General features: G+C 67.1%; 26 protein-coding genes. 16 read left to right on the forward strand and 10 right to left on the reverse strand.

The window, feature by feature from the left end; all coding sequences use genetic code 11:
* Positions 1-37 precede the first annotated feature (37 nt).
* Complete coding sequence (locus tag ACQR13_RS18850) at positions 38-1,333, forward strand: MgtC/SapB family protein (RefSeq protein ID WP_316202569.1); 1,296 nt, start codon at positions 38-40, stop codon at positions 1,331-1,333.
* 20 nt (positions 1,334-1,353) lie between these two features.
* Here ACQR13_RS18850 and ACQR13_RS18855 read toward each other — a convergent pair whose 3' ends face one another.
* The 5 genes from ACQR13_RS18855 to ACQR13_RS18875 form a co-directional block, all read right to left on the reverse strand.
* On the reverse strand, positions 1,354-3,315 hold the full coding sequence (locus ACQR13_RS18855; protein WP_434863090.1) for a putative bifunctional diguanylate cyclase/phosphodiesterase: 1,962 nt from the start codon (positions 3,313-3,315) through the stop codon (positions 1,354-1,356).
* Between the two features lie 249 nt (positions 3,316-3,564).
* Positions 3,565-4,122 carry an HNH endonuclease gene (locus ACQR13_RS18860; RefSeq protein WP_006610584.1) on the reverse strand — a complete coding sequence of 186 codons (558 nt, stop codon included), beginning with the start codon at positions 4,120-4,122 and terminating at the stop codon, positions 3,565-3,567.
* Between the two features lie 222 nt (positions 4,123-4,344).
* Positions 4,345-5,316: a peptidyl-alpha-hydroxyglycine alpha-amidating lyase family protein gene (locus ACQR13_RS18865; protein WP_315753879.1), complete on the reverse strand. Its 972-nt coding sequence runs from the start codon at positions 5,314-5,316 to the stop codon at positions 4,345-4,347.
* A 75-nt stretch (positions 5,317-5,391) separates the two neighbouring features.
* Entirely contained in the window at positions 5,392-6,483 is a 1,092-nt protein-coding gene (locus ACQR13_RS18870; protein ID WP_315753877.1) for a DUF2855 family protein, read from the reverse strand.
* 109 nt (positions 6,484-6,592) lie between these two features.
* The gene (locus ACQR13_RS18875) at positions 6,593-7,246 is read right to left on the reverse strand and encodes a DNA-3-methyladenine glycosylase family protein (protein WP_316193849.1); all 654 of its coding nucleotides are present in this window, start codon (positions 7,244-7,246) and stop codon (positions 6,593-6,595) included.
* A gap of 93 nt (positions 7,247-7,339) precedes the next feature.
* Here ACQR13_RS18875 and ACQR13_RS18880 point away from each other — a divergent pair, with 93 nt between their 5' ends.
* From ACQR13_RS18880 to ACQR13_RS18890, 3 genes are all read left to right on the forward strand, one after another.
* Positions 7,340-8,206, forward strand: a complete 867-nt coding sequence (locus ACQR13_RS18880) for a nucleotidyltransferase domain-containing protein (RefSeq protein WP_316186177.1) — start codon at positions 7,340-7,342, stop codon at positions 8,204-8,206.
* Complete coding sequence (gene gluQRS, locus ACQR13_RS18885) at positions 8,206-9,075, forward strand: tRNA glutamyl-Q(34) synthetase GluQRS (protein WP_434863112.1); 870 nt, start codon at positions 8,206-8,208, stop codon at positions 9,073-9,075. Before ACQR13_RS18880 ends, gluQRS begins: the two co-directional genes overlap by 1 nt.
* Positions 9,076-9,633: 558 nt before the next feature.
* Complete coding sequence (locus tag ACQR13_RS18890; protein ID WP_409999241.1) at positions 9,634-10,788, forward strand: ATP-binding protein; 1,155 nt, start codon at positions 9,634-9,636, stop codon at positions 10,786-10,788.
* Here the strand turns inward: ACQR13_RS18890 and ACQR13_RS18895 are convergent.
* Positions 10,715-11,608, reverse strand: coding sequence for a YihY/virulence factor BrkB family protein (locus tag ACQR13_RS18895; protein WP_315718152.1), 894 nt, complete (start codon positions 11,606-11,608; stop codon positions 10,715-10,717). The two genes, ACQR13_RS18890 and ACQR13_RS18895, sit on opposite strands and share 74 nt — an antisense overlap.
* Before the next feature lie 130 nt (positions 11,609-11,738).
* Here ACQR13_RS18895 and ACQR13_RS18900 point away from each other — a divergent pair, with 130 nt between their 5' ends.
* The 6 genes from ACQR13_RS18900 to ACQR13_RS18925 all read left to right on the forward strand — a co-directional run bounded on the left by ACQR13_RS18900 (position 11,739) and on the right by ACQR13_RS18925 (position 15,631).
* The gene (locus ACQR13_RS18900; RefSeq protein ID WP_315718162.1) at positions 11,739-11,933 is read left to right on the forward strand and encodes a twin transmembrane helix small protein; all 195 of its coding nucleotides are present in this window, start codon (positions 11,739-11,741) and stop codon (positions 11,931-11,933) included.
* Between the two features lie 45 nt (positions 11,934-11,978).
* On the forward strand, positions 11,979-12,551 hold the full coding sequence (locus ACQR13_RS18905) for a cob(I)yrinic acid a,c-diamide adenosyltransferase (protein WP_315736202.1): 573 nt from the start codon (positions 11,979-11,981) through the stop codon (positions 12,549-12,551).
* A gap of 133 nt (positions 12,552-12,684) precedes the next feature.
* On the forward strand, positions 12,685-13,434 hold the full coding sequence (locus ACQR13_RS18910; protein ID WP_315718150.1) for an electron transfer flavoprotein subunit beta/FixA family protein: 750 nt from the start codon (positions 12,685-12,687) through the stop codon (positions 13,432-13,434).
* A complete protein-coding gene (locus ACQR13_RS18915) occupies positions 13,434-14,378 on the forward strand; it encodes an electron transfer flavoprotein subunit alpha/FixB family protein (protein ID WP_315718148.1) in 945 nt (314 codons plus the stop codon). The genes ACQR13_RS18910 and ACQR13_RS18915 overlap by 1 nt, the downstream gene beginning before the upstream one ends.
* Positions 14,379-14,477: 99 nt before the next feature.
* Positions 14,478-15,356: a 3-hydroxybutyryl-CoA dehydrogenase gene (locus ACQR13_RS18920; RefSeq protein WP_315718147.1), complete on the forward strand. Its 879-nt coding sequence runs from the start codon at positions 14,478-14,480 to the stop codon at positions 15,354-15,356.
* A gap of 77 nt (positions 15,357-15,433) precedes the next feature.
* Positions 15,434-15,631 carry a putative motility protein gene (locus ACQR13_RS18925; protein WP_315718145.1) on the forward strand — a complete coding sequence of 66 codons (198 nt, stop codon included), beginning with the start codon at positions 15,434-15,436 and terminating at the stop codon, positions 15,629-15,631.
* 10 nt (positions 15,632-15,641) lie between these two features.
* On the opposite strand, the gene tlpA is transcribed toward ACQR13_RS18925, so the two are convergent.
* Complete coding sequence (gene tlpA, locus ACQR13_RS18930) at positions 15,642-16,331, reverse strand: thiol:disulfide interchange protein TlpA (RefSeq protein ID WP_434842352.1); 690 nt, start codon at positions 16,329-16,331, stop codon at positions 15,642-15,644.
* A 98-nt stretch (positions 16,332-16,429) separates the two neighbouring features.
* Between tlpA and argH the strand changes: the two genes are divergently transcribed.
* The 5 genes from argH to ACQR13_RS18955 all read left to right on the forward strand — a co-directional run bounded on the left by argH (position 16,430) and on the right by ACQR13_RS18955 (position 21,068).
* Positions 16,430-17,821, forward strand: coding sequence for an argininosuccinate lyase (gene argH, locus ACQR13_RS18935; protein WP_316202570.1), 1,392 nt, complete (start codon positions 16,430-16,432; stop codon positions 17,819-17,821).
* Positions 17,822-17,904: 83 nt separating this feature from the next.
* The gene (gene lptM, locus ACQR13_RS18940) at positions 17,905-18,198 is read left to right on the forward strand and encodes an LPS translocon maturation chaperone LptM (RefSeq protein ID WP_315718142.1); all 294 of its coding nucleotides are present in this window, start codon (positions 17,905-17,907) and stop codon (positions 18,196-18,198) included.
* A gap of 275 nt (positions 18,199-18,473) precedes the next feature.
* On the forward strand, positions 18,474-19,739 hold the full coding sequence (gene lysA / locus ACQR13_RS18945) for a diaminopimelate decarboxylase (protein WP_434863091.1): 1,266 nt from the start codon (positions 18,474-18,476) through the stop codon (positions 19,737-19,739).
* 280 nt (positions 19,740-20,019) lie between these two features.
* The gene (locus ACQR13_RS18950) at positions 20,020-20,415 is read left to right on the forward strand and encodes a hypothetical protein (protein ID WP_316176010.1); all 396 of its coding nucleotides are present in this window, start codon (positions 20,020-20,022) and stop codon (positions 20,413-20,415) included.
* A 71-nt stretch (positions 20,416-20,486) separates the two neighbouring features.
* Positions 20,487-21,068 (forward strand): Asd/ArgC dimerization domain-containing protein, encoded by a 582-nt coding sequence (locus tag ACQR13_RS18955; RefSeq protein WP_434863113.1) that lies wholly within the window; start codon positions 20,487-20,489, stop codon positions 21,066-21,068.
* 99 nt (positions 21,069-21,167) lie between these two features.
* Here ACQR13_RS18955 and ACQR13_RS18960 read toward each other — a convergent pair whose 3' ends face one another.
* Together ACQR13_RS18960 and ACQR13_RS18965 are read right to left on the reverse strand one after the other, a co-directional pair.
* Positions 21,168-21,992, reverse strand: coding sequence for an SDR family NAD(P)-dependent oxidoreductase (locus ACQR13_RS18960; protein WP_434863092.1), 825 nt, complete (start codon positions 21,990-21,992; stop codon positions 21,168-21,170).
* A 53-nt stretch (positions 21,993-22,045) separates the two neighbouring features.
* A complete protein-coding gene (locus ACQR13_RS18965; RefSeq protein ID WP_434863093.1) occupies positions 22,046-23,032 on the reverse strand; it encodes a zinc-dependent alcohol dehydrogenase family protein in 987 nt (328 codons plus the stop codon).
* 132 nt (positions 23,033-23,164) lie between these two features.
* Between ACQR13_RS18965 and ACQR13_RS18970 the strand changes: the two genes are divergently transcribed.
* Positions 23,165-24,019, forward strand: a complete 855-nt coding sequence (locus ACQR13_RS18970; RefSeq protein WP_315826627.1) for a LysR family transcriptional regulator — start codon at positions 23,165-23,167, stop codon at positions 24,017-24,019.
* 199 nt (positions 24,020-24,218) lie between these two features.
* Here ACQR13_RS18970 and ACQR13_RS18975 read toward each other — a convergent pair whose 3' ends face one another.
* Positions 24,219-24,755 carry a hypothetical protein gene (locus ACQR13_RS18975; RefSeq protein WP_434863094.1) on the reverse strand — a complete coding sequence of 179 codons (537 nt, stop codon included), beginning with the start codon at positions 24,753-24,755 and terminating at the stop codon, positions 24,219-24,221.
* Between the last annotated feature and the right edge of the window lie 136 nt (positions 24,756-24,891).

Consider the following 24,891-nt stretch of genomic DNA (forward strand, 5'->3'; position numbering starts at 1 on the left):
GTCCCCCGGCGCAGACCTGGCGGTTTGACGTAGGACCATGTCGATGCCGGATCTCATGAGCCTCAGTCCCGCGATCATCGCGATCGTCGTCGCGCTCGGCATCGGGTTGCTGATCGGCTTGGAGCGCGAGCGCCGCAAGGGCGAGGGGCCCGGGCGCTCGCCCGCGGGCTTGCGGACCTTTGCGGTCGCGTCGCTGGCCGGCGCGGTGAGCATGCTGATCGGCGGCAAGCTGCTGCTGGCCGTCGTCACCGCTGGAATCATGGTCCTCACGGCGATCGCCTATTGGCGTTCGCGCAGCGACGATCCGGGACTGACCTCGGAGGCGGCGCTGATCCTGACCGTCCTGCTCGGCGGCCTCGCCACCGAGCAACCTGCTCTGGCGGCGGGCGTCGCCGTCGTGCTGGCGGTGCTGTTGGCGGCCCGGCCGGTGCTGCACGACTTCGTCCGTTCGGTGCTCAGCGAGAGCGAGCTCAAGGACGGCCTGATCTTTGCCGCGGCCACGCTGGTCGTGCTGCCTCTGCTCCCGGATCAGCCGATCGGTCCGTACGGCGCGCTCAACCTGCGCAGCATCTGGACGCTCGTCGTCCTGATGATGGCGATCGGTGCCGCCGGACATGCCTCGATGCGTCTGCTCGGCGCACGCGGCGGGCTCGCCGTGTCCGGCTTCGCCTCGGGCTTCGTCTCCAGCACGGCCACGATCGGCGCGATGGGCGCACGGGCGCGCAAGGCGCCGGAGCTTGGCGGCGCCGCGGCCGCCGGCGCGGCATTGTCGACCGTCGCGACCATCGCCCAGCTCGCCGCGGTGCTGGCCGTCACCAGCCTTCCCGCGCTGCAGGCGCTGCTGGTCCCGCTGCTCTGTGCCGGCGCGGCGGCGGCGATCTACGGCGCGATCTTCACGATCGTCGGCTTGCGGCAGAGCGGTTCCGCCGACCTGCCGCCCGGACACGCCTTCAGCCTGCCGGGCGCGCTGTTGCTGGCGCTGACGATCTCTGCGGTGCTGGTGCTCTCGGCCGCGTTGCGCGAGGCGTTCGGCGAAGCCGGCCTGGTGGCGAGCGCTGCCGTCGCCGGTCTCGTCGATACCCATGCGCCGGCGGTGGCCGCGGCTGCGCTTGCCGCGTCGGGCAAGATCGGCGCCGCCGATGCCGTGGCTCCGGTGCTCGCGGCGCTGTCGGCGAACACGATCAGCAAGATCGTGGTGGCGTGGACCAGCGGCGGGTCGTCCTTCGCCCTGCGCCTCGTCCCCGGCCTCGTCCTCGTCATCGCAGCCGCCTGGGCCGGCGCCTTCGGACCGAGCCTTGCCCATGGTCTTGCCGATGTGCTGGTCCATCCGTGAGCGCGACGTCCGCGCAGCACCTACGCGCTGCGCGGCAAGCGCTCGACCGCGGCAGCAGCACCGCTGCGATGCTGGACGAGCCACGCGATGGCGTCGTCCTCCTTCATCGGCTTGCCATACAGCCAGCCCTGTCCGTAGGAGCAGCCGAGCATGCGAAGGCACTCGGCGTCCGCCTCGCTCTCGACGCCCTCGGCGATCATGCGGTGGCCGAGCGGCAGCGCCACCGCGGTGATGGCGGCGACGAGCTGCTGATCCCGTCGGTTGCCGGCGATGCCGTGGATGAAGGAGCGGTCGATCTTGATGGTGTCGATCTCGACCGCCATCAGGTTCGCGATCGAGGAATGGCCGACGCCGAAATCGTCGATCGCAAGACCAAAGCCGTATTGGTCGATCAGCTTCAATTCGTCGGCGCAGCGCTTGGGATCGAACATCGCCTCTTCGGTCACCTCGATCTCGATCCGGTGGGGATCGACGCCGTAGCGCTCGGAGACGGTCTTGAGGGTCTGCGCCGGCGAGTGAAGCGGGAATTCCCGCGGCGAGACGTTGATCGATACCCGGATGCCGTGCGCCTTCTTGCGGTCGAGCGCGCGCAGGAACGCGCAGACGCGCTCGCCCACGAACTCCGTGAGCTGGCCGGACAGGCGCAACCGGATCGCCGCGGACACGATGTCCGGCGGCGGGATCAGTCCGGCGCTCGGGTGCTTCCAGCGCAGCAGCGCCTCGAAGCCGATGACCTCCTGCGTGGCCATCGCGACCTGGGGCTGGAATTCGACGTGGAGCTCGCGGCGGGCCAGCGCGGCGGGCAGTTCGGCGTCGAGCCGGCGCTGCAGCGTCAGCTCGGACTGCATCTTGGCGTCGAACACGCGCATGCAGGCGCGGCCGTCGTCCTTGGCGCGATAGAGCGCGACGTCGGCGCGGGCGGAGAGCTCTTCCAGATCGATCGGGCCTTCCGCATGCGCCGCGATGCCGATCGAGCAGCTGACGGGCAGCACCTGGCCCGCGATCGCGAGCGGCTGCGCGAGGGCGGCCATCAGCCATTCGGCGAGTGCGACGGACCGGCTCGCCACGTCGTCGCCCTGCATGACGACGACGAACTCATCGCCGCCCAGGCGGACCGGCAGATCGTCGCCGCGGCAGGCGGATTGCAGCAGCGCGGCGATGGCCTGAATGACCCGGTCGCCGGCATCGTGGCCGCGCGCGTCGTTGATGGTCTTGAAGTTGTCGACGTCGATCAGGAGGAATGCGACCCCGCGTCCGGAACGGCACGCCGCGGCGGCCACGGTGCGGAAATGGCTGCGGTTGGCGAGCCCGGTGAGCGAGTCCGTGCGAACCAGACGCTCCAAAGCGTGGTTGGCCTCGGCGACGGATTCCGCCAGCACGGTCGCCTCGATGGCGGTCTTCTGGCTCGCGATGAAGTTGCGCTCGCCGAGCCGCGCTGCGCGGAACAGCATGAAGGTCAGGAAGGCGACGTCGACCGCGACGATGTAGTCGACGTCGCTGCCCGAGATCAGCATCCGCAGCACGGTCGCGCCCATCAGCGGCGCGCCGAACGCGATCGCCATCCTCGAATAGGCGAGACTCTGGATGATGGCCCCGGTGGTGGTGCCGGCCATGATGAAGACGACGTCGTTGACGTTGTGCGCGTGGGAGAAGGCCGGCAGTGCGATCGGGACGATCGCCCACAGCACGCCGCTGGCGAAAGCCATGATGGTGAGATTGCGCAGCACGCGCTGTGGATCGCGCTCGATCCGTCCGGACGATTTCAGGTACGACACCCATCCGGCGCGGAACGCGGCGAAGACGATGGCTGCGCCCAGCCACCAGAAGATGAGGGTGCCGCCCTCCCTGAGATACAGCAGCAGCGCCAGCGACGTTGCGATCGCCACATTGGCGAACATCGTGAGGGAAATGTTCTGCAGCGAGCTGGCTGCCTGGGCTTTCGCGAGCGCCGCCGCTTTGCACTCGGTGGTTGCGGTCTGCATGCGCGGAACGGACGGCCCTGCTGGATCGGTGACGGAAGCGGGCAGCCATGGCGGCGGCCCATGCGGCAACGCGCGAGCATGCTGAACAGGGACCTAAAGTGGAGTTAATCCAGTCCGATATATGGCCGGACGGCCGGGCCGTTCGGGCCTGCGGATCTGGCGGCCGGGCGTTCGCAGACTCCAGCGAGAGCAGCATGTCGCCGCCGCCGGGGCGATGTCCAGCATCAACACCGACAACGGGCCGATCCGCTACGGATCGAGCTCGGTGTCCCAATAGAGATAGTCGAGCCAGCTGTCGTGCAGGTAGTTCGGCGGGAACAGCCGGCCGTTGCGATGGAGCTGGTGGACGGTTGGCGCATAGGGCGCCTGCTTGGGGAACATCTTGGCCTGCTGTGGCGTCAGATTGCCCTTCTTCAGATTGCAGGGCGAGCAGGCGGCGACGACGTTCTCCCAGGTGGTCTGGCCACCCTTGCTGCGGGGGATGACGTGATCGAAGGTCAGGTCGTCGCCGGAGTGGCAGTACTGGCAGGCGAAACGGTCGCGGAGGAAGACGTTGAAGCGGGTGAAGGCCGGATGCGTCGACGGCTTTACGAAGGATTTCAGCGAAACCACGCTGGGCAGCTGGATTTCGAAGGACGGACTTCGGATCGCGCGGTCGTAGTATTCGACAATGTTGACGCGATCGAGAAACACTGCCTTGATCGCGTCTTGCCACGACCAGAGAGACAGCGGGTAGTAACTCAGCGGCCGGAAGTCCGCGTTCAGCACCAACACCGGCCAACCGCCTTGCGAGACATGTGCGTTCAAGTAACGCTCCTGGCCTCCATAACGGCTGCGAAGCAGCATGCCCTGACATACTACATGCAGCGTGACGGGATTGTGAAGCCCCAAGAATGGCTTGACATGGCTTCTCCCGCCTTTGGAGCTGCCGTCCAAAGCGCGTCAGAACCGTGGCAGAGCGCCCGATCGCCGCACTGCAAATCAGTTGCATCTCTTCCGGCGCGACGACGACCAGCAGGACGACCAAGGTCAGCCCGGGACCCGCTCCAGCTTCTGCAGGCAGCGGTGGATCCTGACCTCGTCCGGCATCGGCCGGTCCGGGAAGCTCGTGCTCCAGTTGGAGACGCCGACCTCGCCGACATAGATGTCGCCGCGGCTGTCAATGGCGAGGCCGTGCGGGGCCAGGAAGCGGCCGGTTTCCAGGCCCGGACCGTGCTCGCCGCCGAGCCGGGCGATGCGCTGGCCGGTGGCGTCGGTGATGGTCAGCCGCGGTCCGAGATTGGGAACGTTGAGGTTGACCGGCATGCCGGGGCCGAGCTCGCCGATGATGAAGGTCTTGCGCCCCGCGCCGCAGGCGCACAGCGCGCAGGGCCGATGCAGATTGTTCCACTGCGTCTCGTAGCGGCCGTCGCCGTCGAAGATCTGGATGCGGTGGTTCTCGCGATCGGCGACATAGACAAAACCGTCGGCATCGGTCGCGATGTTGTGAACGATGTTGAACTGGCCGGGATCGGAGCCAGGCTCGCCCCAGCTGCGGATCAGCCGGCCGTCGGGTGTGTATTTGTGGACCCGCGCATTGCCGTAGCCGTCGGAAACGTAGATCTCGCCCGAGGGCGACAGCGCGGTGTGGGTGCAGCGGTTGAACGGCTCGCCGCTCATGAATGGCGCCGGACGCTCCGGCAGGCCGATGGTCAGCAGCACCTTGCCGTCATCCGTGCATTTGCGCACGGTGTGGTCGCCATCGTCGGTGCAGTAGAGATTGTCCTCGCTGTCGATCGACAAGCCGTGGGCGCGACTGAACAGGCCCTCGCCCCAGCTCTTGATGAAATTGCCGTCGCGGTCGAACACGATCATCGGATGGGCGCCGCGATTGAAGGCGTAGACGCGATCCTTGCTGTCAACGGCAACCGAGGCGACGTCGGTGAGCGCCCAGCCCTCGGGCAGCTTGGCCCAGTCCTTGACGACGCGATAGCTGTAATTGCCCGTTCCGAGAATGGACATCGCCTCGCCTCCCTGCCTCTGCGCAACCTCGGTCCGGACAACGCTACACGGGTTTGGTCGCGGGTGAAAACCTGCTTACGTCGCCATCGTCAGCATGTGGCCCTCATGCGGCGGAATATGACCTTGCAAGGTGTCGAGATAGACGCGCTGTACGGCCTCCGGTCCGCGTCCTTCCGTGATCGTGAGCCAGCCGTCGAGCCGCGGAGCGAAGTCCCGCCACGCCGCGCCGAGCCGGCCTTCGATGCCGCCGGGTCCCCATTCCCTGGCACGCTTCCTGATCTGGTCGGGTGCGAAGAACCAGGTGGGCGGGGCACCGGGAAGCACCTCTGCGTCATCGCTGCCGTCCTGATGCGTCAGCCCGACGCGGCCGGAATAGACGAGGTTGTCGCCGTAGTGCCGATGCAGCGCGGCGCGGAGGCTGGCGTTGCCGGCCATGTCGACGAACGCCGCGCGCGACCTCGCGTCGAGCATGTCGACCGCGTCGTAGGTCACGACCTCGTCGTAGCAGCCGAGCGAGCGGACGAAGGCGGCATTCGATGGCGAGGTCAGCCCGATCACGCGGATGCCCTTGCGCCGCGTATGCAGGAGGTGGGCGAGTCCGAACGCGGTCTTGCTCGAGGCCGAGGACAGGATGACGGTTGTGGCGCCGAAATGGGCCTGTTCGGCGAGAAAGTCGTCGACCAGGAACGACAGCATGAACAGCGGGCGCAGCAGCGCCTGATCATCGCCTTGCCGTCCGGCAAAGGCGGGATCGTCGCCCACCCGCGCATAGGCGTTGTAGACCGGCGCGACGCCCTGGCGGTGCGCGGCCGCGTCGCGCAGGCCGCGCTTGCCGACGTCGGCGGCCTCGATGACGAGATGCGTCGCCATCGGGAAGTAGCCGAACAGGCGCTGGCCTTCGGCGACGGCAGGATGGCGGGACGCGATCACGTTGCCGAAGCCCCATACGGGAATGATGCCGAAGCCGTCGGGCGCGGGAAACAGTTGCCAATATTTCAACTGCTCGCCGAGCAGCGCGTAGGTGATGTTGTTGGCGGTGAAGGCGAAGCGGTCGACCTTCACCAGCAGCGCCTCGGCAGGAAGCGCGTCGCCATCGGGAAGCTCGGTGGCGATCGTCTTGCACTGCTGCAGATCGCCGCGCGCGACGATGAAATCGGACGATTGCATGATGAAGACCTCGGCCGTTCGTTTGCTGTGCGTCGTGGCGCGATCCTGGCCGACATCGATGACCGTTTTGCAACCCCAACTTTGTTTGAAACGGCGTTCGCCGGAGTTGTTAGTTCGCCGGCGTGATCACGCCCTCGCGCTTCTTGACGACGCGGTAATAGCTCCACCACAGGTGCGCCGCCGCGCCGCGCAGCGGGCGCCACGCTTCGGCCAGCGGCATCATCTGCTTGGCCGTAGGCCGCGTCGCAAGCCCGAGCCCGACCTTGACCGCCTCCTGCACGGCGAGGTCGCCGGACGGCCAGGCGTCGCCATGGCCGAGGCAGAACAGCAGGTAGACGTCGGCGGTCCACGGCCCGATGCCGGGCAGGGCGGTCAGGGTGGCGTGCGCGGCGTCGGCGTCCTCATTGGCGAGCACGTCGAGGTTCAGCCGCCCGGCGCCGAGCTCGCGCGCGATGTGCTTCAGCGTCTTGATCTTGGCGGCAGAGAGGCCGAGCCGTCCCAGCCGGTCGGCGCGGGCGCGGCGGACGGCGTCGGCATCGAACGGATCGAATGCCGCCTGCAGCCGGCCCCAGATCGCGGCCGCGCTCGCGGTCGAGAGCTGCTGGCCGCAGACGATGTGGGCGATCCCGGCGAAGCCCGGCTCACGCCTCCGGAGCGCCGGCATGCCGGTCGCTTCGAGGACGGGCGCCAGCCGCGCGTCCTGCTTCACCAGGTCGCGGATCGCGTCCTCGAGAACGGCTTGGCTGTCGAGGTGAAGGGTCATGGCGTCGCCGAACGCAAGGCTGGGCCATGTCGCGCCGGGTGGACGGCAGGAAGGCCCAGGGCTAAGGCAGCATCAGTCACGGCTGGAACTCTCATGAGCTTGCGTAGCATCCCCTCCGACATGGCCCGCCACAAGGTCGCCGGGATCGACTCCCTGCTGGATCGCGTCGTTGCCGAGTACGGCGTGTTTCTGCCGCTCGCCATCGAGAGCGGCAGCCGCGCCTGGGGCTTTGCCTCGCCCGACAGCGACTATGATTGCCGTTTCGTCTATGTGCGGCGCGCCGCCGATCATATCAAGCCATGGCCGGTGCGCGACGTCATCGAGTTTCCGCTCGAAGATGATTACGACGCCAACGGCTGGGACCTGGCCAAGGCGGTACAGCTGCTGCTGAAGGGCAATGCGGTCATCATCGAATGGCTGCGGTCGCCGGTGGTGTATCGTGGCTCCGCTTGGTTTCGTGATGACTTTCTCGCCTTCGCCAGGAGCGTGGCGAGCCGCGATGCCGTGGCGCGGCACTATCTGCATCTCGGTGAACGGCAACGCCGCGCGTATTTCGGCGACGGCACGGAGGTTGCGCAGAAGAAGATCTTCTACGCGCTGCGGCCAGCCGCGACGCTGCGCTGGCTGCGCCTGCACCCAAGGGAAGCGGTGGCGCCGATGCATTTTCCGACCTTGATGGCGGAGTGCGATCCGCCCGCGGCCTTGCAGGCGGAGGTGGCCGAGCTGATGCAGCGGAAAGCCTCGACCCGCGAGCTCGGCATCGCACCGCTGCCGCCCGTGGTGGCCGCGTTCGTCGATGCCGAGTTCGAGCTGGCCCGGTCGGCCTTCAGCGAATGCCGCAGCAGTACGGCCGAGATGATGCAGCAGGCAGAGCACTTCTATCGGACCGTGGTCGAGCGTCTGGAACGCGAAACGCAGGCAGGAGAGGCGCAGGGCTCTGTGGCGTCGAACTCATCATGATGCCACCCGTTTTCCGATTTGCCCCCAGCCCCAACGGCTATCTGCATCTCGGCCACGCTTTTTCGGCGCTGTTGAACTTCCAATGCGCGCAGCGGAGCGGCGGCCGCTTGCTGCTGCGCATCGAGGACATCGATCCGACCCGCTGCCGCCCCGAGTTCGAGCAGGCGATCTATGAGGACCTCGCCTGGCTCGGCATCGCCTGGGAGCAGCCGGTGCGGCGGCAATCGGAGCACCTTGCCGAGTACCGCGCTGCGCTGGACCGGCTGCGGGGCATGGGGCTGGTCTATCCGAGCTTCGAGAGCCGGGCCGAGGCCGCGCGGATGGTCGCGCAACGGGATGCAGAGGGGGCTTGGCCGCGCGATCCGGATGGCGCGCCGCTCTATCCGGGGACGGCGACCTCGCTCTCCGAGGCGCGCCGTGCGGCACTGATGGCCAGCGGCGCGCCCTATGCCTTGCGGCTCGACATGGCCGCCGCGGTCGCGCGCGCCGGCCGGCCGGCCTGGGACGAGCATGGCGCCGGGCCTTCGGGCGAGAGTGGCAGGGTCGAAGCAAGGCCGGAGGCCTGGGGGGATGTGGTTCTGGCGCGCAAGGAGACGCCGACCAGTTATCACCTCTCCGTCGTGCTCGACGATGCCCTGCAGGGGGTGACCGAGGTGGTGCGTGGGCAGGACCTGTTTCATGCCACCAGCGTGCACCGGCTGCTGCAGGTCCTGCTCGGCCTGCCGGCTCCGGCCTATCGGCATCACCAACTGATTCGCGACGAGCAGGGCCACAAGCTGTCCAAGTCCTCCCGGGCGACGGGATTGCGCGCCTTGCGTGCGGAAGGCGTCTCGCCGGCGGAAATCCGACACAGGGTCGGCATGGTCTAGCCGCGTCCTGCCGCAAGCCCTGATGTCTCCCCACGTTTCCGGCGGGGACAACCTCCGGGGCATCGTGACACCCGGAAACGACCGTGCCATGCTGCTCAATGGCGCGGGTAATCGGGAGCTTCAATCGAAAGCGGCACGACGAGACATGACAGTACAAGTGCCCCTTCGTTTTTCGGAGTTCATGTCACAGGGGCCATGATGAAGCGCGTTCGGAAGATGAGTACGGGGCGTCGGGCCCGACCGGCCAAGCCGGCTGCGCCCAGGTCCGCCGGCGCGTCCAGAGCGCCCGCGGAAAAGGCGCCCTCCAGGACGACATCCCCGAGGATGCCGTCGTCCGCAGCACAAGCGCCGAAGACACAAACGCAGAAGACCAGGGCCGCGAAGGCGGCGCCGGCCAAGGAGCGCACCAAGGCGCGACCGCTCAAGAAGCACGTTCCTCAGGTCACGGCGATGGCGGGGAGCCGGCGAAGCGCGGCCAAGTCCGGAGTGAGGAAGCCCGAGACCGCGAAGTCCGCGCCCAAGGCTGCCGCTGGATCACCAGGAGTCGTCGAAGCCGCGCTGGCGGTGTTCGCCCATGAAGTGCGCACGCCGCTGACTGGCATTCTCGCCATCAGCGACCTGCTCGCCACCTCCGAGCTTGGCGAGCGCGAGCGGCGCTGGGTCGATACGATCAAGGCCGGCGCGGAGCATCTGTCGAGCCTCGCCACCCTGTTCGTCGATGCCGCCAAGGACGAGACCACCGGCGCGCTGCCGCGTGAGGATCTGTTCGATCTGCGCGTGCTGGCGCGGGCCGCCGGAGACTCGCTGTCGGGCCGCGCCGCCGCCAAGGGGCTGGATGTCAAGGTCCACGTTTCCGACGACTTGCCGGGACTCGTGATCGGCGACCCCGTGCGGCTGCGCGCTGCGCTCGAGAACCTGATCGACAATGCGGTGAAGTTCACCGAGCAGGGGGGCGTGGCGCTGGAGGTCGTTCCGGCACGCCGCGGCGGTCGCGGCAAGCCGAGCAGGGGCGCAGGCCGAGGCGCGGGCAGGGGCAGCGCCGCGATCGCCTTCCACGTCTCGGATTCGGGCATCGGCCTGACCCTGAAGGAGATCAAGCGGCTGTTCCGGCCGTTCAGCCAAGCCAATGTTTCGATTGCCTCGCGCTTCGGCGGGGCCGGACTCGGACTGTCCTCGGTCCGGCAACTGGCGCGCGCCATGGGCGGCGATGTCGCAGTGGCGCCGCATGAAGGCGGCGGCACGACCTTCACCCTGACGGTGACGCTGACCGTTGCGGCTACACCGCACGCCACCGCCGGCGGATCGGAAGATGGTGTCGCCCTCGCGCCGACGCGGCCCCTGCGGATCCTCGGGGTGGAGGACAATCCGTTCGGCCGCGTGGTGCTCAACACCATCCTCAATGAACTCGGCCACCAGGCCGAGTTCATTGGCCGCGGCGAGGCGGCGCCGGAGCGGATCGCGGCCGGCAATTACGATGCGGTGCTGATGGACATGGTGCTGCCCGGCATCAACGGCGTCGAGGCGATTGCTCGCATTCGCAAGCTGGACGCGCCCCACGGGACCATCCCGATCATCGGCGTGTCCGGACGCGGCGAGGACGAGGCGGCCTCGCGGGCTGCCGGCGCGGACGCGTTCCTGCTCAAGCCCGTTTCGCCGCGGGCTCTAGCGACTGCGCTTCTTGGAGCGACACGCCGCGCGGCAGCCGCGACTTGATGATCGAAGCGTTCAATTCGCCGCCATACACGAAGATCGCGGCGATGAAATACAGGAACACCAGTGCGATGATCACCGATGCGAGCCCTGCATACATCGTGACGTAGTTGTTGGCGAAGCGCGCCAGGTACTGGCCGAACACGATCCCTGACACCAGCGAGGCGATGAAGGTGAAGACGATGCCGGGCAGGATCTGCATGAAGCTGCGCCGCCCCGCCGGCAGCCAGGCGTGCAGGATGAACAGCGCGACGACCAGCGCGCTGATGGTGATGCCGTAGCGCGTCAGGTTGACGAAGCGCTCGTTGGCTTCGACCGCCAGCGGCAGGTAGCGCCGGGCGGTGGCGAGCATCAGCGGGCCGAGCACGATCAGGAACGACATCGCCAGCGCCGTGAACGCGGCGACCAGGGTATAGCCGATCGATTCCAGCCGCAGCCAGTACCAGCGGCGCTGTTCGATCACGCCGTAGGCGCGGTTGAGCGCGACCCGCAGCGCCTCGACGCCGTTCGAGGCGAAGTAGACCGCGAGCACGGCGCCGATGGTCAGCGCATCGGTCCGGGTCGTGGTCAGCACGTCGTGGATCTCGCCGGTCAGCGCATCCGCCACCTGCGCCGGCCAAGTCTCGAGCATCAAGGTGGCGGCCTGGTCGGCCAGGTCCTTGGAGCCGAGAAAGCCGGCGAGCGAGGTCAGGACGATCAGGAAGGGAAACAGCGCCATCAGGGTCGACAGCGCGATATGGCTGGCGATCGCCCAGCCGTCGTCGGCGAGGAAGGTGTAGAACGCGTCCATGACGACGTGGAAGATGTAGCGAAGCGCCTTCACCTGTCCCTGCACTCCGCGAAAGAACGTGATTTGTACAATCCGATATTACGGGTCCAAAAGCCAGAAGTTGCAGCGCCGGCTGCGCGGATCCGCCATGGCGCTCTTGCGTTTGCGGTGTTATCTAGCACCGATGGCTTCACTTCTTGGTAAATTCATCCTTCCCATCGCCGTTGGCGCGGTCGCCCTGGTGCTGTTTCTCGGCCTCGTCAACATGACGCGCGGCGGCTCGCCGAACCTGTCGCAGAAGCTGATGCGCTGGCGGGTGATCCTGCAGTTCGTCGCGATCGTCGTTGCCATGGCGGCGATCTGGGCAATGGGGCGCTGAGACCGAGACGCCGAGGCGTCGAGAAACGGACGTTGAGAACGCAGCATGGTGGTCCTGAATCGCATCTACACACGGACAGGTGACGACGGTACGACCGCGCTCGGCAATGGCGAGCGGCGTCCCAAGTACGATCTGCGCGTCTCCGCCTATGGAACCGTTGACGAGACCAACGCTGCGATCGGCGTGGTCCGGCTGCATCTGGCCGATGCGCCCGAGATCGATGCGATGCTCGGCCTGATCCAGAACGATCTGTTCGACCTCGGCGCCGATCTCGCCGTGCCGCAGCGCGAGGGCAAGGCGGAGCGGCTGCGCGTCGTCGCGAGCCAGGTCGACCGCCTGGAGCGCGACATCGATACGCTGAACGAGCGGCTCTCGCCGCTGACGTCGTTCGTGCTGCCCGGAGGGACTGCGGCGGCGGCGCATCTGCATGTGGCGCGTACCATTTGCCGCAGGGCGGAACGGATCATGACGGAACTCGCCGGCAAGCCTGACGAGCCGGTCAGCGAGGCCGCTATTCGTTATATGAACCGGTTGTCGGATTTCCTGTTCGTGGCCAGCCGGGCGGCAAACCGGAACGGCGCCGGCGACGTGTTGTGGGTGCCGGGCCAAAACCGTTAACCCGCAAAACCGTTAACGCGGGGGCGTGCGGGCCTGCGTTTTTTCCCCCTCGCGCGTTGACCGGGGGGTACGGGGGCTTTAGGTTCCGCGCCCGAAAGGTCAACCCCGGACAATTTAGAGCGAAAGAGGATCGATGAAGGTTCTGGTGCCGGTCAAGCGGGTGGTCGATTACAACGTCAAGGTCCGCGTCAAGAGCGACGGATCGGGCGTTGAGCTCGCCAACGTCAAGATGTCGATGAATCCGTTCGACGAGATCGCCGTCGAGGAAGCGCTGCGGCTGAAGGAAGCCGGCAAGGCGACCGAGGTGGTGGTGGTCTCGATCGGGCCCGCGCAGGCGTCCGAGACGATCCGCACCGCGCTCGCGATGGGCGCCGACCGCGGCATCCTGGTCAAGGCCGAGGGCAACGTGGAACCGCTGGCGGTCGCGAAGATCCTCAAAGCCGTGGCGCAGGACGAGCAGCCGGGTCTGATCATCCTCGGCAAGCAGGCGATCGACGACGATTCCAACCAGACCGGCCAGATGCTGGCCGCGCTGCTGGGCTGGGCGCAGGCGACCTTCGCCTCCAAGCTCGAGGTCGAGGGCTCCGATTTCAAGGTCACCCGCGAGGTCGACGGCGGCCTGCAGACCGTGAAGCTCAAGGGGCCGGCGATCGTCACCACCGACCTTCGCCTCAACGAGCCGCGCTACGCGTCGCTGCCGAACATCATGAAGGCGAAGAAGAAGCCGATCGCCGAGAAGACGGCGGCCGACACCGGTGTCGATCTCACGCCGCGGCTCGAAGTGCTCAAGACCACCGAGCCGGCGGGCCGCAAGGCCGGCGTCAAGGTCAAGGACGTCGCCGAGCTCGTCAACAAACTCAAGACCGAGGCGGGGGTGCTCTGATGGCCACGCTGCTGATTGCCGAACACGACAATGCATCCATCAAGGACGCGACCAACAAGGCGCTGACGGCGGCGACAGCCCTCGGCGCCGATGTCGACGTGCTGGTCGCGGGCCAGGGCGCCAAGGCTGCGGCCGAAGCCGCCGCCAAGCTCGCCGGTGTCAAGAAGGTGCTGCTCGCCGATGATGCGGCCTACGCGCATGATCTCGCCGAGCCGCTCGCCGACCTCGTCGTCAAGCTCGCCGCGAACTACGACGCGATCGTCGCGCCCGCGACCTCGCGCTTCAAGAACGTGATGCCGCGCATCGCCGCTTTGCTCGACGTGATGCAGGTGTCGGAAATCATCAAGGTCGTCGCGCCCGACACGTTCGAGCGGCCGATCTATGCCGGCAACGCGATCCAGACCGTGAAGTCGAAGGACGCCAAGAAGGTCATCACCGTGCGCACCTCGACCTTCGCCGCCGCAGGCGAGGGCGGCAGCGCGTCGGTCGAGACCGTGGCGGCCGCCGGCGATCCGGCGCTGTCGACCTTCGTCGGCGAGGAGGTCGCCAAGAGCGATCGTCCCGAGCTGACCTCGGCCAAGATCATCGTCTCCGGCGGCCGCGCGATGCAGAGCCGCGAGAACTTCGCCAAGTACATCGAGCCGCTCGCCGACAAGCTCGGCGCCGGCGTCGGCGCCTCGCGCGCCGCGGTCGATGCCGGCTATGCGCCGAACGACTGGCAGGTCGGCCAGACCGGCAAGGTGGTCGCGCCGGAACTGTATGTCGCGGTCGGCATTTCAGGCGCCATTCAGCATCTGGCCGGCATGAAGGACTCCAAGGTGATCGTCGCGATCAACAAGGACGAGGACGCGCCGATCTTCCAGGTGGCCGATTACGGTTTGGTGGCCGATCTCTACCAGGCGGTTCCGGAGCTGACCGAGGCGCTCGGCAAGCTCGGCAAATAACGCTGCTGGCACCGGCCGCGTGGGACCGCGGCGGCCGGTGTTCTCACTTCCAAGGGCATGGGCGGGCGCAGCAGGCGTGCCGTTCGGGTGGATGACAACATGGCTCAGATCAACAAGCTCGGAGTGATCGGCGCAGGACAGATGGGCAACGGCATCGCGCACGTTGCCGCGCTGGCCGGCCTCGACGTGGTGCTCAACGACGTCACTGCCGACCGGTTGAAATCGGGCATGGCGACCATCAACGGCAATCTGACCCGCCAGGTCGCGAAGAAGGTGATCTCCGAGGACGCCCGCAACCAGGCGCTCGGCCATATCTCGATCAGCGAAACCCTCGATGGCCTCGCCGATTGCGATCTCGTCATCGAGACCGCGATCGAGAAGGAGGACGTCAAGCGCAAGATCTTCCACGATCTCTGCGCGGTGCTGAAGCCGGAGGCGATCATCGCCTCCAACACCTCGTCGATCTCGATCACCCGGCTCGCCGCCTGCACCGATCGCCCCGAGCGCTTCATCGGCATTCATTTCATGAACCCGGTTCCGCTGATGGAGCTGGTCGAGCTGATCCGCGGCATCGCCACCGACGACGCCACCTTCGAGGCGGCCAAGGAGTTCGTCGGCCGGCTCGGCAAGCAGGTCGCCGTTTCCGAGGACTTCCCGGCCTTCATCGTCAACCGCGTGCTGCTGCCGATGATCAACGAGGCGATCTACACGCTCTACGAGGGCGTGGGTAATGTCGAGGCGATCGATGCGGCGATGAAGCTCGGCGCGCATCACCCGATGGGGCCGCTCGAGCTGGCCGATTTCATCGGTCTGGATACCTGTCTGTCCATCATGCAGGTGCTGCACGAGGGGCTGGCGGATTCCAAATACCGGCCGTGCCCGCTGCTGGTGAAATATGTCGAGGCCGGCTGGCTCGGTCGCAAGACGCAGCGCGGCTTCTACGACTATCGTGGCCCCAAGCCGGTGCCGACCCGCTGATTTTACCGCCGCCGGGCTCGACCGATACGCTTCGTTAAGGCTCCTCGGTTAGCGTGCCGCTAGCGAGGTAAGCGCGTATGGACATGAGCTTGGTGGCTGCGGTCATGGCGCAGCAGGCGAGTGCGACACAGCAGCAGGTCGCCACGTCGGTGCTGAAGCAGAACCTGAACGCCCAGAAGGATGCGGTGCTGACGCTGCTCGGCGGCGCGCAGCAGACATTGTCGCTCGCCAATGCCGGCCCCGGCGTCGGCGGCAACCTCAACATCGCCGCCTGAGTTCTCCCGATTAGATTCCCGCGGCGGCCTTCGATGTCGCCGCCTGGATCAGCTTGACCGCGTCGGCGCTGTCCCACTCGGCGGGACCCGCGATGGTCGCGATCTCGCAGCCATTGCCGTCGACCAGCACCGAGGTCGGCATCCCCAGCGCGCGGCCGACCGCCTTCAGATCCTGGAACACCTTGGCCTTCGGGTCACTGAAATAGGTGAGCTGCGTCAGCTTGGCGTCGGCGAGGAACGTCTTCGGCTTCTCCGGGTCGCGGGTGTCGATGTTGACCGCGACCACCTGGAAGGCGTCGCTGCCGAGCTTGGCCTGCAGCCCGTCCAGCGCCGGCATCTCCTTGCGGCAGGGCACGCACCAGGTCGCCCACAGGTTCAATAGCACCGTCTTGCCGCGGAAATCCGACAGCTTCTTCGCTGCCCCCGTGCCGTCCTCGAAGGCGAGATCCGGCAGCCGCAGCGGCACTGTTGCCGCCGTCAGCGCCGCCACCTCGCCCTTGATCAGCGGTGCGATCCGCTTGGCGGTGTCGACCGCCGCCTGACAGGCCTGGTCGCCCGCCGGCCGTCCCTTCAGCAATCCGCCAAGGGTCACCGCCGCGATGCCGGCCACGGCGACCACCGCCACGGCACCGGCCGCGAGCAGCGTCCGCCGCGAGGATGCGGGGCGGGCAGGGGACGGGTCAGGCTTATCGTTTGTCATCTCGGGTCGGTTGCGGCTATCAGAGGCGCGAATTTCGGGATACCGGACGGTGTGTCCCATCCAGCGGCGGTCAGCAAGGTCTTGGAAGCGGTTCAGGCATGAGCAACACGATGTGGGGCGGACGGTTCTCGGAGCGTCCCGACGAGATCATGGAGGACATCAACGTCTCGATCGACGTCGATCGCCACCTTTACGCGCAGGATATCGCCGCTTCCAAGGCGCACGCCGCCATGCTCGCCGCCCAGGGCATCATCACCGCGGGTGATGCGAAAAATATGGCTAAGGGTCTAGACACGATTTTGTCAGAGATCACCAAGGGTTCGTTCGAGTTCAAGCGGGCCCTGGAAGACATCCATATGAATGTCGAGAGCCGGCTCTCCGAGCTGATCGGCCCCGCCGCCGGCCGCCTGCACACCGCGCGCTCGCGCAACGACCAGGTCGCGACCGACTTCCGCCTGTTCGTCCGCGACACCATCGACGACATCGACGCGGCGCTCGCCGCCTACCAGCACGCGCTCGCCACCCGCGCGCTCGAATACGCCGGCACGGTCATGCCCGGCTTCACCCATCTGCAGACCGCCCAGCCCGTCACCTTCGGCCACCATCTGCTCGCCTATGTCGAGATGGCCGGGCGCGACCGCGGCCGCTTCATCGATGCCCGCAAGCGGCTCAATGAATCGCCGCTGGGCGCCGCCGCGCTCGCCGGCACCTCGTTCCCGATCGACCGCCACGCCACCGCCGAGGCACTCGGCTTCGAGCGCCCGATGGCCAATTCGCTGGACGCCGTGTCCGACCGCGATTTCGTGCTGGAGACGTTGTCCGCCGCCTCGATCTGCGCCGTGCACCTGTCGCGCTTCGCCGAGGAGATCGTGATCTGGACCTCGCCGCTGGTCGGCCTGATCAAGCTGTCGGACAAGTTCACCACCGGCTCCTCGATCATGCCGCAGAAGCGCAACCCGGACGCCGCCGAGCTGGTGCGCGCCAAGACCGGCCGCGTCATCGGCGCGCTGAACGGGCTCTTGATCGTCATGAAGGGCCTGCCGCTCGCCTATCAGAAGGACATGCAGGAGGATAAGCAGGGCGCGATGGAGGCGTTCGCGGCGCTGTCGCTCGCCATCCGCGCCATGACCGGCATGGCGCTCGACCTCGTGCCGGACGAGGCCCGCATGAAGGCCGCAGCCGGCGAGGGCTACGCCACCGCGACCGACCTCGCCGACTGGCTGGTGCGCACCCTCAAGATGCCGTTCCGCGAGGCCCACCACGTCACGGGCCGGATCGTGGCCTTGGCCGCCAAGCAGGGCGTCGCCCTGCACGAGCTGCCGCTGAAGGCGATGCAGGAGGTCGAGCCGAAGATATCAGCCGAGGTGCTCGGCGTGCTCTCGGTCGAGTCCTCGGTGAAGAGCCGCACCAGCTACGGCGGCACCGCGCCGAAGAACGTGGCCGCGCAGGCCAAAGCCTGGCTGAAGCGGCTGGAAAAACAGCGAAAGTAGGGCTCCCGTTCGAAATTTGATCGGCCCGGCGTGGCACTCCCGCACTCGTCAGGCCGGTGCATTCTCTGTATGGTGCCGCCCGCATGGGGATTTCACACGTGAATCGCGCTCGCCGTCCAACCTCCGCCGCCCGGGTCCTGCTCGTCCTGGGCGCTTCAGCCCTTCTGCTGGCCGCCTGCGGCCGCAAGGGTCCGTTGGACCTGCCGGCCAACTCCCCGCCGGCGCCGCAGATGTCGGCCGCTCCCGCCGACACCGCGACGGATGCCGCCAACAAGCCCGGCCTGTTCAACTCCGGCTACGGCGCCGACGCCGCCCCCGCCGCCACCCGCGGCCAGAAGAAACCCTTCATCCTCGACCCGCTGCTCGACAGCAAATAGAGCTCGAACTCCCTCTCGATCAGCGGTCGGTGCCACCCTCCCCTGGAGGGGGAGGGTCCCCTCACGTTGAGCGCAGCGAAACGCGAGGCGGGGTGGGGTGATCTCTCCACGCGCACCGTCCTCGCGGCTTCACCCCACCCCGCTCGCCCGCTTCGCGTGCGATCGACCCTCCCCCTCCAGGGGAGGGTGGCAGCGCGGGTTTGACAATCCACCCCATTTCCCGGCAATTCGCCGCCACAATCAACCTTCTCGCAGCCCGTGCGCGGACCAGACCTATGAATCATTTCGACTACCGCGACGGCGTGCTGCACGCCGAGGCCGTCAATCTCGCCGAGCTCGCCGCCACCGTCGGCACCCCGTTCTACTGCTACTCCACCGCCACGCTGGAGCGGCACTACCGCGTGTTCGCGGACGCCTTCGCCGGCCAGGACGTGCTGATCTGCTACGCGATGAAGGCCAACTCCAACCAGTCGGTGCTGCGGACGCTCGCCAAGCTCGGCGCCGGCGCCGACGTCGTCTCCGGCGGCGAATTGAAGCGCGCGCTGGCGGCTGGCATCCCCTCGCGCAAGATCGTGTTCTCCGGCGTCGGCAAGACCGAGGCCGAGCTGCGCGCCGCGCTCGCAGCCGACATCCACTGCCTCAACATCGAATCCGAGCCCGAGCTCGATCTGCTGGCGCGGCTCGCGGTCGAGACCGGCCACACCGCCCGCATCTCCGTGCGCGTCAACCCCGATGTCGACGCCGGCACGCACGCCAAGATCTCGACCGGCAAGTCGGAGAACAAGTTCGGCATTCCGCTGGAGCACGCCCGCCGCGTCTACGCCCGCGCGGCGAAGATGCCGGGCATCAAGGTCACCGGCGTCGACGTCCATATCGGCAGCCAGATCACCGATCTCGGTCCGATGGAGACCGCCTTCCGCATCCTCACCGAGTTCGTGCAGACCCTGCGCGCCGACGGCCACGACATCTCCCATGTCGATTTCGGCGGCGGCCTCGGCATCCCCTATCACATGGACCGTGCGGTGCCGCCGGAGCCCGCCGCCTACGCCGCGATGGTCAAGCGCGTCTCGCACAATCTCGGCTGCACCCTGATGTTCGAGCCGGGCCGCATGATCGTCGGCAATGCCGGCATCCTCGTCGCCAAGGTGATCTACGTGAAGCACGGCGAGGCCAAGAACTTCGTCATCATCGACGCCGCGATGAACGACCTGATCCGCCCAACGCTCTATGAGGCCCATCACGACATCCTGCCGGTGGTCCAGCCGGCGCCGGGTGCGCCGTCGTTCGTCGCCGACGTCGTCGGCCCGGTCTGCGAAAGCGGCGACTACCTCGCGCTCGACCGCACGCTGCCCGAGCCTGCGCCCGGCGACCTCCTCGCCATCATGACATCAGGCGCCTACGGCGCCGTCCAGGCCTGCACCTACAACACCCGCGCTTTGGTGCCCGAGGTGCTGGTCAAGGGCGACCAGTCCGCGGTGATCCGCCCGCGCATCGAGGTCGAGCAGCTGATCGCGATGGACACGCCGGCGCCGTGGCTGTGAGGCGGCGCTGCCGCGCAAGCCGCTCGCGCTGTTGCGCCCATCTGTCCCCACATCGTCATGCCCGGGCTTGTCCCGGGCATCCACGTCGTTCGGCATGCTGGCTGCGCTCCGGGTAAGGCGGCCAGTCGACCGCAGGCGGTGCCGAGTTCGTCTGCCGTGAGCTTTGTGAAGCGTGTGGCTGACGGATGTCCGCGGCCCGCCAGACAGCAGGGCCATAGCAGACATTTGGCGTCAAAATGTTAGGATATGGTTCCTGCGCGACGAGGTCACCGGAGCAGATGTGCCCAAGTATTTTCCGATAGATGCGGGCGTGGCCTTTGCTTGTGATGAGAGCGACCTGATCGCAATCAACTGGCGTCCGGGCAGTCTTTCGGCAGACTTCATTCTTCCCGGCATCTCGGGCCATGTTGTCCGCGTTCGCTTCAACGACGCCACCATCGTTCGTCTTGTGGACGAATTTCCGCTCAGTACCGAGCAGGATACTGAGACGGAAGGTCTGGTCTCGCGTCATTTCGCCTATCGGGTGGAGGGGGCCGTGTTTGCGGCGACGCAATCCGAGGCTTGGAAAGTGAATTTCCATCCCGCTCGTCACTACCGTTTCATCACCGGATGGGGATGCATGGACGTGCTCTCCAAAGCCGCGCCCAGCTTTGAAATCGTTGCTATCGACAATTGATGAACATGTAGACCCTCGCGGGCATCGTCCGCGAAAGCAGACGATCCAGTACGCTGTGACGTCTCGGTTCAATATCTTCCGCCGCGGAGTACTGGATGCTTCGCCTGCTGGCCGACAAGCTGATTTCGCCCGACAACATCGTGATCGACGCCAAGACCGGCATCTCCGGCGCCGGCCGCGGCGGCGGCACAGGCTTCGGCTACGCCGAGAGCAACGAGAACCTGATCCCCTACGGCCTGCTCAAACACGTCCACATGCCCGAGATCATCAGCACGATCGCGCGGATCGGCGGCGGCAGCGCCGCCGGCCTCGTGTTCACGCCGCATCTGGTGCCGATGACCCGCGGCATCCTCGCCACCATTTACGCCCGCGGCCGCGCCACCACCGCGCAGTGCCTCGACGCCGCCCGCCGCTTCTACGCCGACAGCGCCTTCGTCCGCGTCACCGACAAGCCGCCGCAGACCAAATGGGCCACCGGCTCCAACCTCGCCTTCGTCAGCTACGCCGCCGACCCCGAGCGCAACCTGGTGATCGCGCTCGGCGTCGTCGACAATCTCGGCAAGGGCGCAGCCGGGCAGGCAGTGCAGAATGCGAACCTGATGTGCGGGCTGCCGGAGACCGCGGGGCTGGAGGGGGCGCCGGTCTGGCCGTGAGGTCGGCCGCGATTGTCACAGCAGCGGGAGACGGCACGGGTGATCAAATGGCGTCTCTCCTCAGCGTTTGATCCGGTGCACCGTCACCGTGGTCCCCACTCAGAAGCCCGTCGAGAGCGCGACCTCGCGCCATCGGGCGATGATGGCGGCGTCGGAGGCGTGCTTCGCCTCGATCGCCGCGACGGTGTCGGCCCCCAGTGGTAACCGCACCGGCGGATCGGGCTCGCCGGCGAAGTCGACGAGCACCCGCGCGAGCTTGTCGGGATCGCCGGGCTGGGCGCCGTTGACGGTGCCGGCGTTCGCGCGGACCCGACCTGCCGTCGCGCTGTAATCGGGGATCACGATGCGGCTGACCTTCAGCGACGAGGCGTCCATGAAGTCGGTCCGGAAGTAGCCCGGCTCGATCGCCGTCACATGGATGCCGAGCGGATTGAGCTCGGCGCGCATCGCCTCCGACAACGCCTCGACGGCGAACTTGGTCGCGCCATAGACGCCGAAGCCGGCCGAGCCGCGATAGCCGCCGATCGACGAGATGTTGAGGATGCGGCCGGACCGCGCCTTGCGCATGTGGGGCAGAATGGCGCGGGTGACGGCCAGGAGCCCGAACACGTTGGTGCGGAAGACGGCCTCGATCTCCTCTCGGCTGGCTTCCTCGACCGCGCCCATCAGGCCGAAGCCGGCGTTGTTGAGGAGCACGTCGATCCTGCCGAAGCGGTCGATCGCCGCCTGCGCCGCCGCGACCGCCTCGCTCTCCCTGGTCACGTCGAGCGCGAGGGCCAGGAGGTCGGGATGCGCCCCGATGCGATCGACGATCGCCTTCGGATTGCGGGCGGTCGCCACGACGGCGTCGCCTCTGTCCAGCGCCCGCTGCGCGACCAGCGCGCCGAAGCCGCGCGAGGCCCCTGTGATGAACCAGACTCTCATCGGACTATTCCTCGATATTGCCGTTGCGTGTGAGGCTCGTGGGTCGCGCCGGCTCATGCCGCCGCGATGTCGATGGCGATCTTGCCGGTGCCGCCCGTCTTGAGCGCGTCATAGGCCGCACCGACGTCCTCGAGGGCGAACCGGCGCGAGTCGAGCAGCGGCGTGAGCTTGCCGGATTCCACCAGCTGTGCGGCCTGGGCGAGGATCTCGCCGTGATGCCGCCGTCCCTTGCCGTCGAGCAGCGGCAGCAGCGTGAAGACGCCGGAATAGGTGCCGCCCTTGAACGACAGCGGCGCCAGCGGATGGGTGCCCCAGCCCAGCGACGAGGTGACATGGCCGAACCGCGCGACCGCGGCGAAGGCGGTGTCGAGCGCGCCGACCGTGTCGTAGACGATGTCGAAGCCGCGGCCCGCCGTGATGCGCTCGACGGCGTCGGCGATCGGTTCGTTGCGGTCGATGAAAACAGCGCCCAGGCGCTCGATCACCGGCCGGCTCTCTGGACTCCCCGTTGCGAAAACCGTTGCGCCGAAGGCGAGGCCGAGCTGGACGACGATGTGACCGACACCGCCGGCGCCGCCCAGGACGAGCAGCGTCTGTCCCGGCCGGATGCCGACGCGATCGACCAGACCTTCCCAGGCCGTGATCGTCACCAGCGGCAGGACGGCCGCCTCGCGCATGCTGAGGTTCGCCGGCTTGGCCGCGAGCAGATCCGCGTCGGCGCTGACATATTCGGCCAGCGTTCCCGGGTGGCCGCCGACCCCGCCGACCATGCCGTAGACCTCGTCGCCCGGACGAAACCGGGTGACGCCTTCGCCTGTGGCCTCGACCGTGCCGGCCATGTCCAGGCCGAGGATGGCCGGAGCCGGTTGCCTGGCATGCGCGGCCTGGCCGGCATGGATCTTGGTATCGAGCGGGTTGGTGCCGGCCGCGGCGATGCGGACGAGGACCTCGCCGGGTCCCGGCGCGGGGCGGCTGATCGGGGTGACGCGCAGCGGCGCGCCGGTTTCGTGGAGAATGGCAGCCTTCATCGAGATGGTCATGGCGACCTCCTGTTGTGATGGAGGCATCATCGGCCGTCGTGCCATGAATGGACATCATCGAGTTCGTATGTAATCCATTCAGTTTTGAATGGGCGTCTCGTGTCCGTCGCCCCCGTCGTCGAAAGGCCTCGCATGGAGTGGAGCGACCTGCGGATCTTCCTCGCCATCGCGCGCGAGGGCACGCTCGGCGCGGCCGCGCGCCGGCTCGGCCTGTCTCAGCCGACCATGGGACGCCGCCTGGCGGCGCTCGAAGCGGCCGTGAGCCAGACGCTGTTTCAGCGCACGGCCGAAGGCTTCGTGCTGACCCACGAGGGCACGGCGGTGTTGGCCCACGCCGAGCGGATGGAGGAGGAGGCGCTCGCGTTCGAGCGGCGCCTGGCGGGCGCGCAGGCGCAGCTCGACGGTTTTCTCAGGATCTCGTCGTCGGATTGGTTCGGCCGCCTGATGCTGACGCCGGTTCTGGCCGAATTCGGCCGGCTGCACCCGCGCGTCTGTGTCGAGCTCTTGACCGACGCGCGGCTCTACAGTCTTCCCCGCCGCGAGGCCGATCTCGTGTTTCGCATCCGCGCGTTCGACGAGCCGGAGGTGATCTCGCGCCGGCTCCTGCACATCCCCTATGCCGTGTACGGCCCCCTCGACGGCCCGCAGGCCGTCGAGGGCGATGGCCGGGGGATCAGGGTCGTCACCATGGACACGGCCTTCGCCGACATGCCCGATGCGCGCTGGCTGGCGAAGCGACTGCCGAAGGCCGAGGTCGCGATGCGCAGCAACAACCGCGACGTTCAGGCCATGCTATCAGCGCAAGGCGCGGGGCTCGCCGTGCTGCCCCGGCCGCTCGGCGACGCGACGCCGGGCCTGCGGCCCGTCGACATCGGCGAGCAGCCGCCGGGGCGGGACACCTATGTCGGCTATCACCGCGATCTGCGCCGGCTCGCCCGGCTGCGGGCGCTGCTCGACCTCGTCATCTCGCAACTGGCGTCCGCGTGAGATGCGTTTGATACTGCGTCGCTCTCGATCTCGTCGGCGCTCCGGATCTCGTCCCCCGCGTGCCTCGAGTTTTGTGCAGTGTCACCGTAATCCAGCAGCGTGCTTGTGCGGTTCGCGAGCACGTCACTCGTAGCGCGGCTGGGCTGGATATGAATTTCCTGCCGTCGCGCTGAAATGAGGACTATGCATTGCTAACAAACTAGAAAAATCGTTTGGACAAGTCGTACAAAAAGCTGGCGACGACTGAGGCCGCCACCCCAAGGAAAAATGACAAGACGCGCTCAGTCCAAATACTGACTTGCGTAGGAACTCTAAGTACCTTGCGAACAGCGTCCGTGTCGAGCGCGGCCATATCTTTTAGCGTTTTCAGCTCGCCGCTTAGATTGGCTTTATCGATCTCTGCACGCTCGACTTGCTGCGTCAAAAATGCGAGTTCGTGCTTATGCTCTTCTGCGCGCTCCTTGAGTTCGTCCATTGCGGCAAGCGCTTCTGAGAGACTCTGACGAGCTGTGTCGATTTTGGCTATGCGCGCATCCAACGTGTCCGTGCCGTCGTCTACTGAAATGCTCACACCGAGGCGCGTGGATCGTACTTTGATCGTGGCTAGACCGAGGGTGCGCAATATCTGGTTTAGTGCCTCAATATTCGAGTCGGCGATGACGCGAGCGATGTTTGCGGCAACCCTACTCGCGAATTTTATCATTTCAATGAGCGCTTCAGAACCTTGCTTGCTCACCTGGCCTCTCATAATTCCGAAAGTTCGACAGTAAACTGAATCCACTTCGGCGGTTGTGCAGGAAGAGCAACGATAACCACAGTGCTGTTGTCGTCTTGCCCCAGACGATATCGATGCCTCGGAGCATTACCCGCAG

The organism is Bradyrhizobium sp. HKCCYLRH3059 (genome assembly GCF_051168035.1).
Lineage (GTDB): Bacteria > Pseudomonadota > Alphaproteobacteria > Rhizobiales > Xanthobacteraceae > Bradyrhizobium.

What these genes read in the sequence shown, in the direction of transcription:
- ACQR13_RS18850 (WP_316202569.1), top strand. Translation starts at nt 38, where the DNA reads ATGTCGATGCCGGATCTCATGAGCCTCAGTCCCGCGATCATCGCGATC.
- ACQR13_RS18855 (WP_434863090.1), bottom strand. Translation starts at nt 3,315, where the DNA reads ATGCAGACCGCAACCACCGAGTGCAAAGCGGCGGCGCTCGCGAAAGCC.
- ACQR13_RS18865 (WP_315753879.1), bottom strand. Translation starts at nt 5,316, where the DNA reads ATGTCCATTCTCGGAACGGGCAATTACAGCTATCGCGTCGTCAAGGAC.
- ACQR13_RS18870 (WP_315753877.1), bottom strand. Translation starts at nt 6,483, where the DNA reads ATGCAATCGTCCGATTTCATCGTCGCGCGCGGCGATCTGCAGCAGTGC.
- ACQR13_RS18875 (WP_316193849.1), bottom strand. Translation starts at nt 7,246, where the DNA reads ATGACCCTTCACCTCGACAGCCAAGCCGTTCTCGAGGACGCGATCCGC.
- ACQR13_RS18880 (WP_316186177.1), top strand. Translation starts at nt 7,340, where the DNA reads ATGAGCTTGCGTAGCATCCCCTCCGACATGGCCCGCCACAAGGTCGCC.
- gluQRS (WP_434863112.1), top strand. Translation starts at nt 8,206, where the DNA reads ATGCCACCCGTTTTCCGATTTGCCCCCAGCCCCAACGGCTATCTGCAT.
- ACQR13_RS18900 (WP_315718162.1), top strand. Translation starts at nt 11,739, where the DNA reads ATGGCTTCACTTCTTGGTAAATTCATCCTTCCCATCGCCGTTGGCGCG.
- ACQR13_RS18905 (WP_315736202.1), top strand. Translation starts at nt 11,979, where the DNA reads ATGGTGGTCCTGAATCGCATCTACACACGGACAGGTGACGACGGTACG.
- ACQR13_RS18910 (WP_315718150.1), top strand. Translation starts at nt 12,685, where the DNA reads ATGAAGGTTCTGGTGCCGGTCAAGCGGGTGGTCGATTACAACGTCAAG.
- ACQR13_RS18915 (WP_315718148.1), top strand. Translation starts at nt 13,434, where the DNA reads ATGGCCACGCTGCTGATTGCCGAACACGACAATGCATCCATCAAGGAC.
- ACQR13_RS18920 (WP_315718147.1), top strand. Translation starts at nt 14,478, where the DNA reads ATGGCTCAGATCAACAAGCTCGGAGTGATCGGCGCAGGACAGATGGGC.
- ACQR13_RS18925 (WP_315718145.1), top strand. Translation starts at nt 15,434, where the DNA reads ATGGACATGAGCTTGGTGGCTGCGGTCATGGCGCAGCAGGCGAGTGCG.
- tlpA (WP_434842352.1), bottom strand. Translation starts at nt 16,331, where the DNA reads ATGACAAACGATAAGCCTGACCCGTCCCCTGCCCGCCCCGCATCCTCG.
- argH (WP_316202570.1), top strand. Translation starts at nt 16,430, where the DNA reads ATGAGCAACACGATGTGGGGCGGACGGTTCTCGGAGCGTCCCGACGAG.
- lptM (WP_315718142.1), top strand. Translation starts at nt 17,905, where the DNA reads ATGGGGATTTCACACGTGAATCGCGCTCGCCGTCCAACCTCCGCCGCC.
- lysA (WP_434863091.1), top strand. Translation starts at nt 18,474, where the DNA reads ATGAATCATTTCGACTACCGCGACGGCGTGCTGCACGCCGAGGCCGTC.
- ACQR13_RS18960 (WP_434863092.1), bottom strand. Translation starts at nt 21,992, where the DNA reads ATGAGAGTCTGGTTCATCACAGGGGCCTCGCGCGGCTTCGGCGCGCTG.
- ACQR13_RS18965 (WP_434863093.1), bottom strand. Translation starts at nt 23,032, where the DNA reads ATGACCATCTCGATGAAGGCTGCCATTCTCCACGAAACCGGCGCGCCG.
- ACQR13_RS18970 (WP_315826627.1), top strand. Translation starts at nt 23,165, where the DNA reads ATGGAGTGGAGCGACCTGCGGATCTTCCTCGCCATCGCGCGCGAGGGC.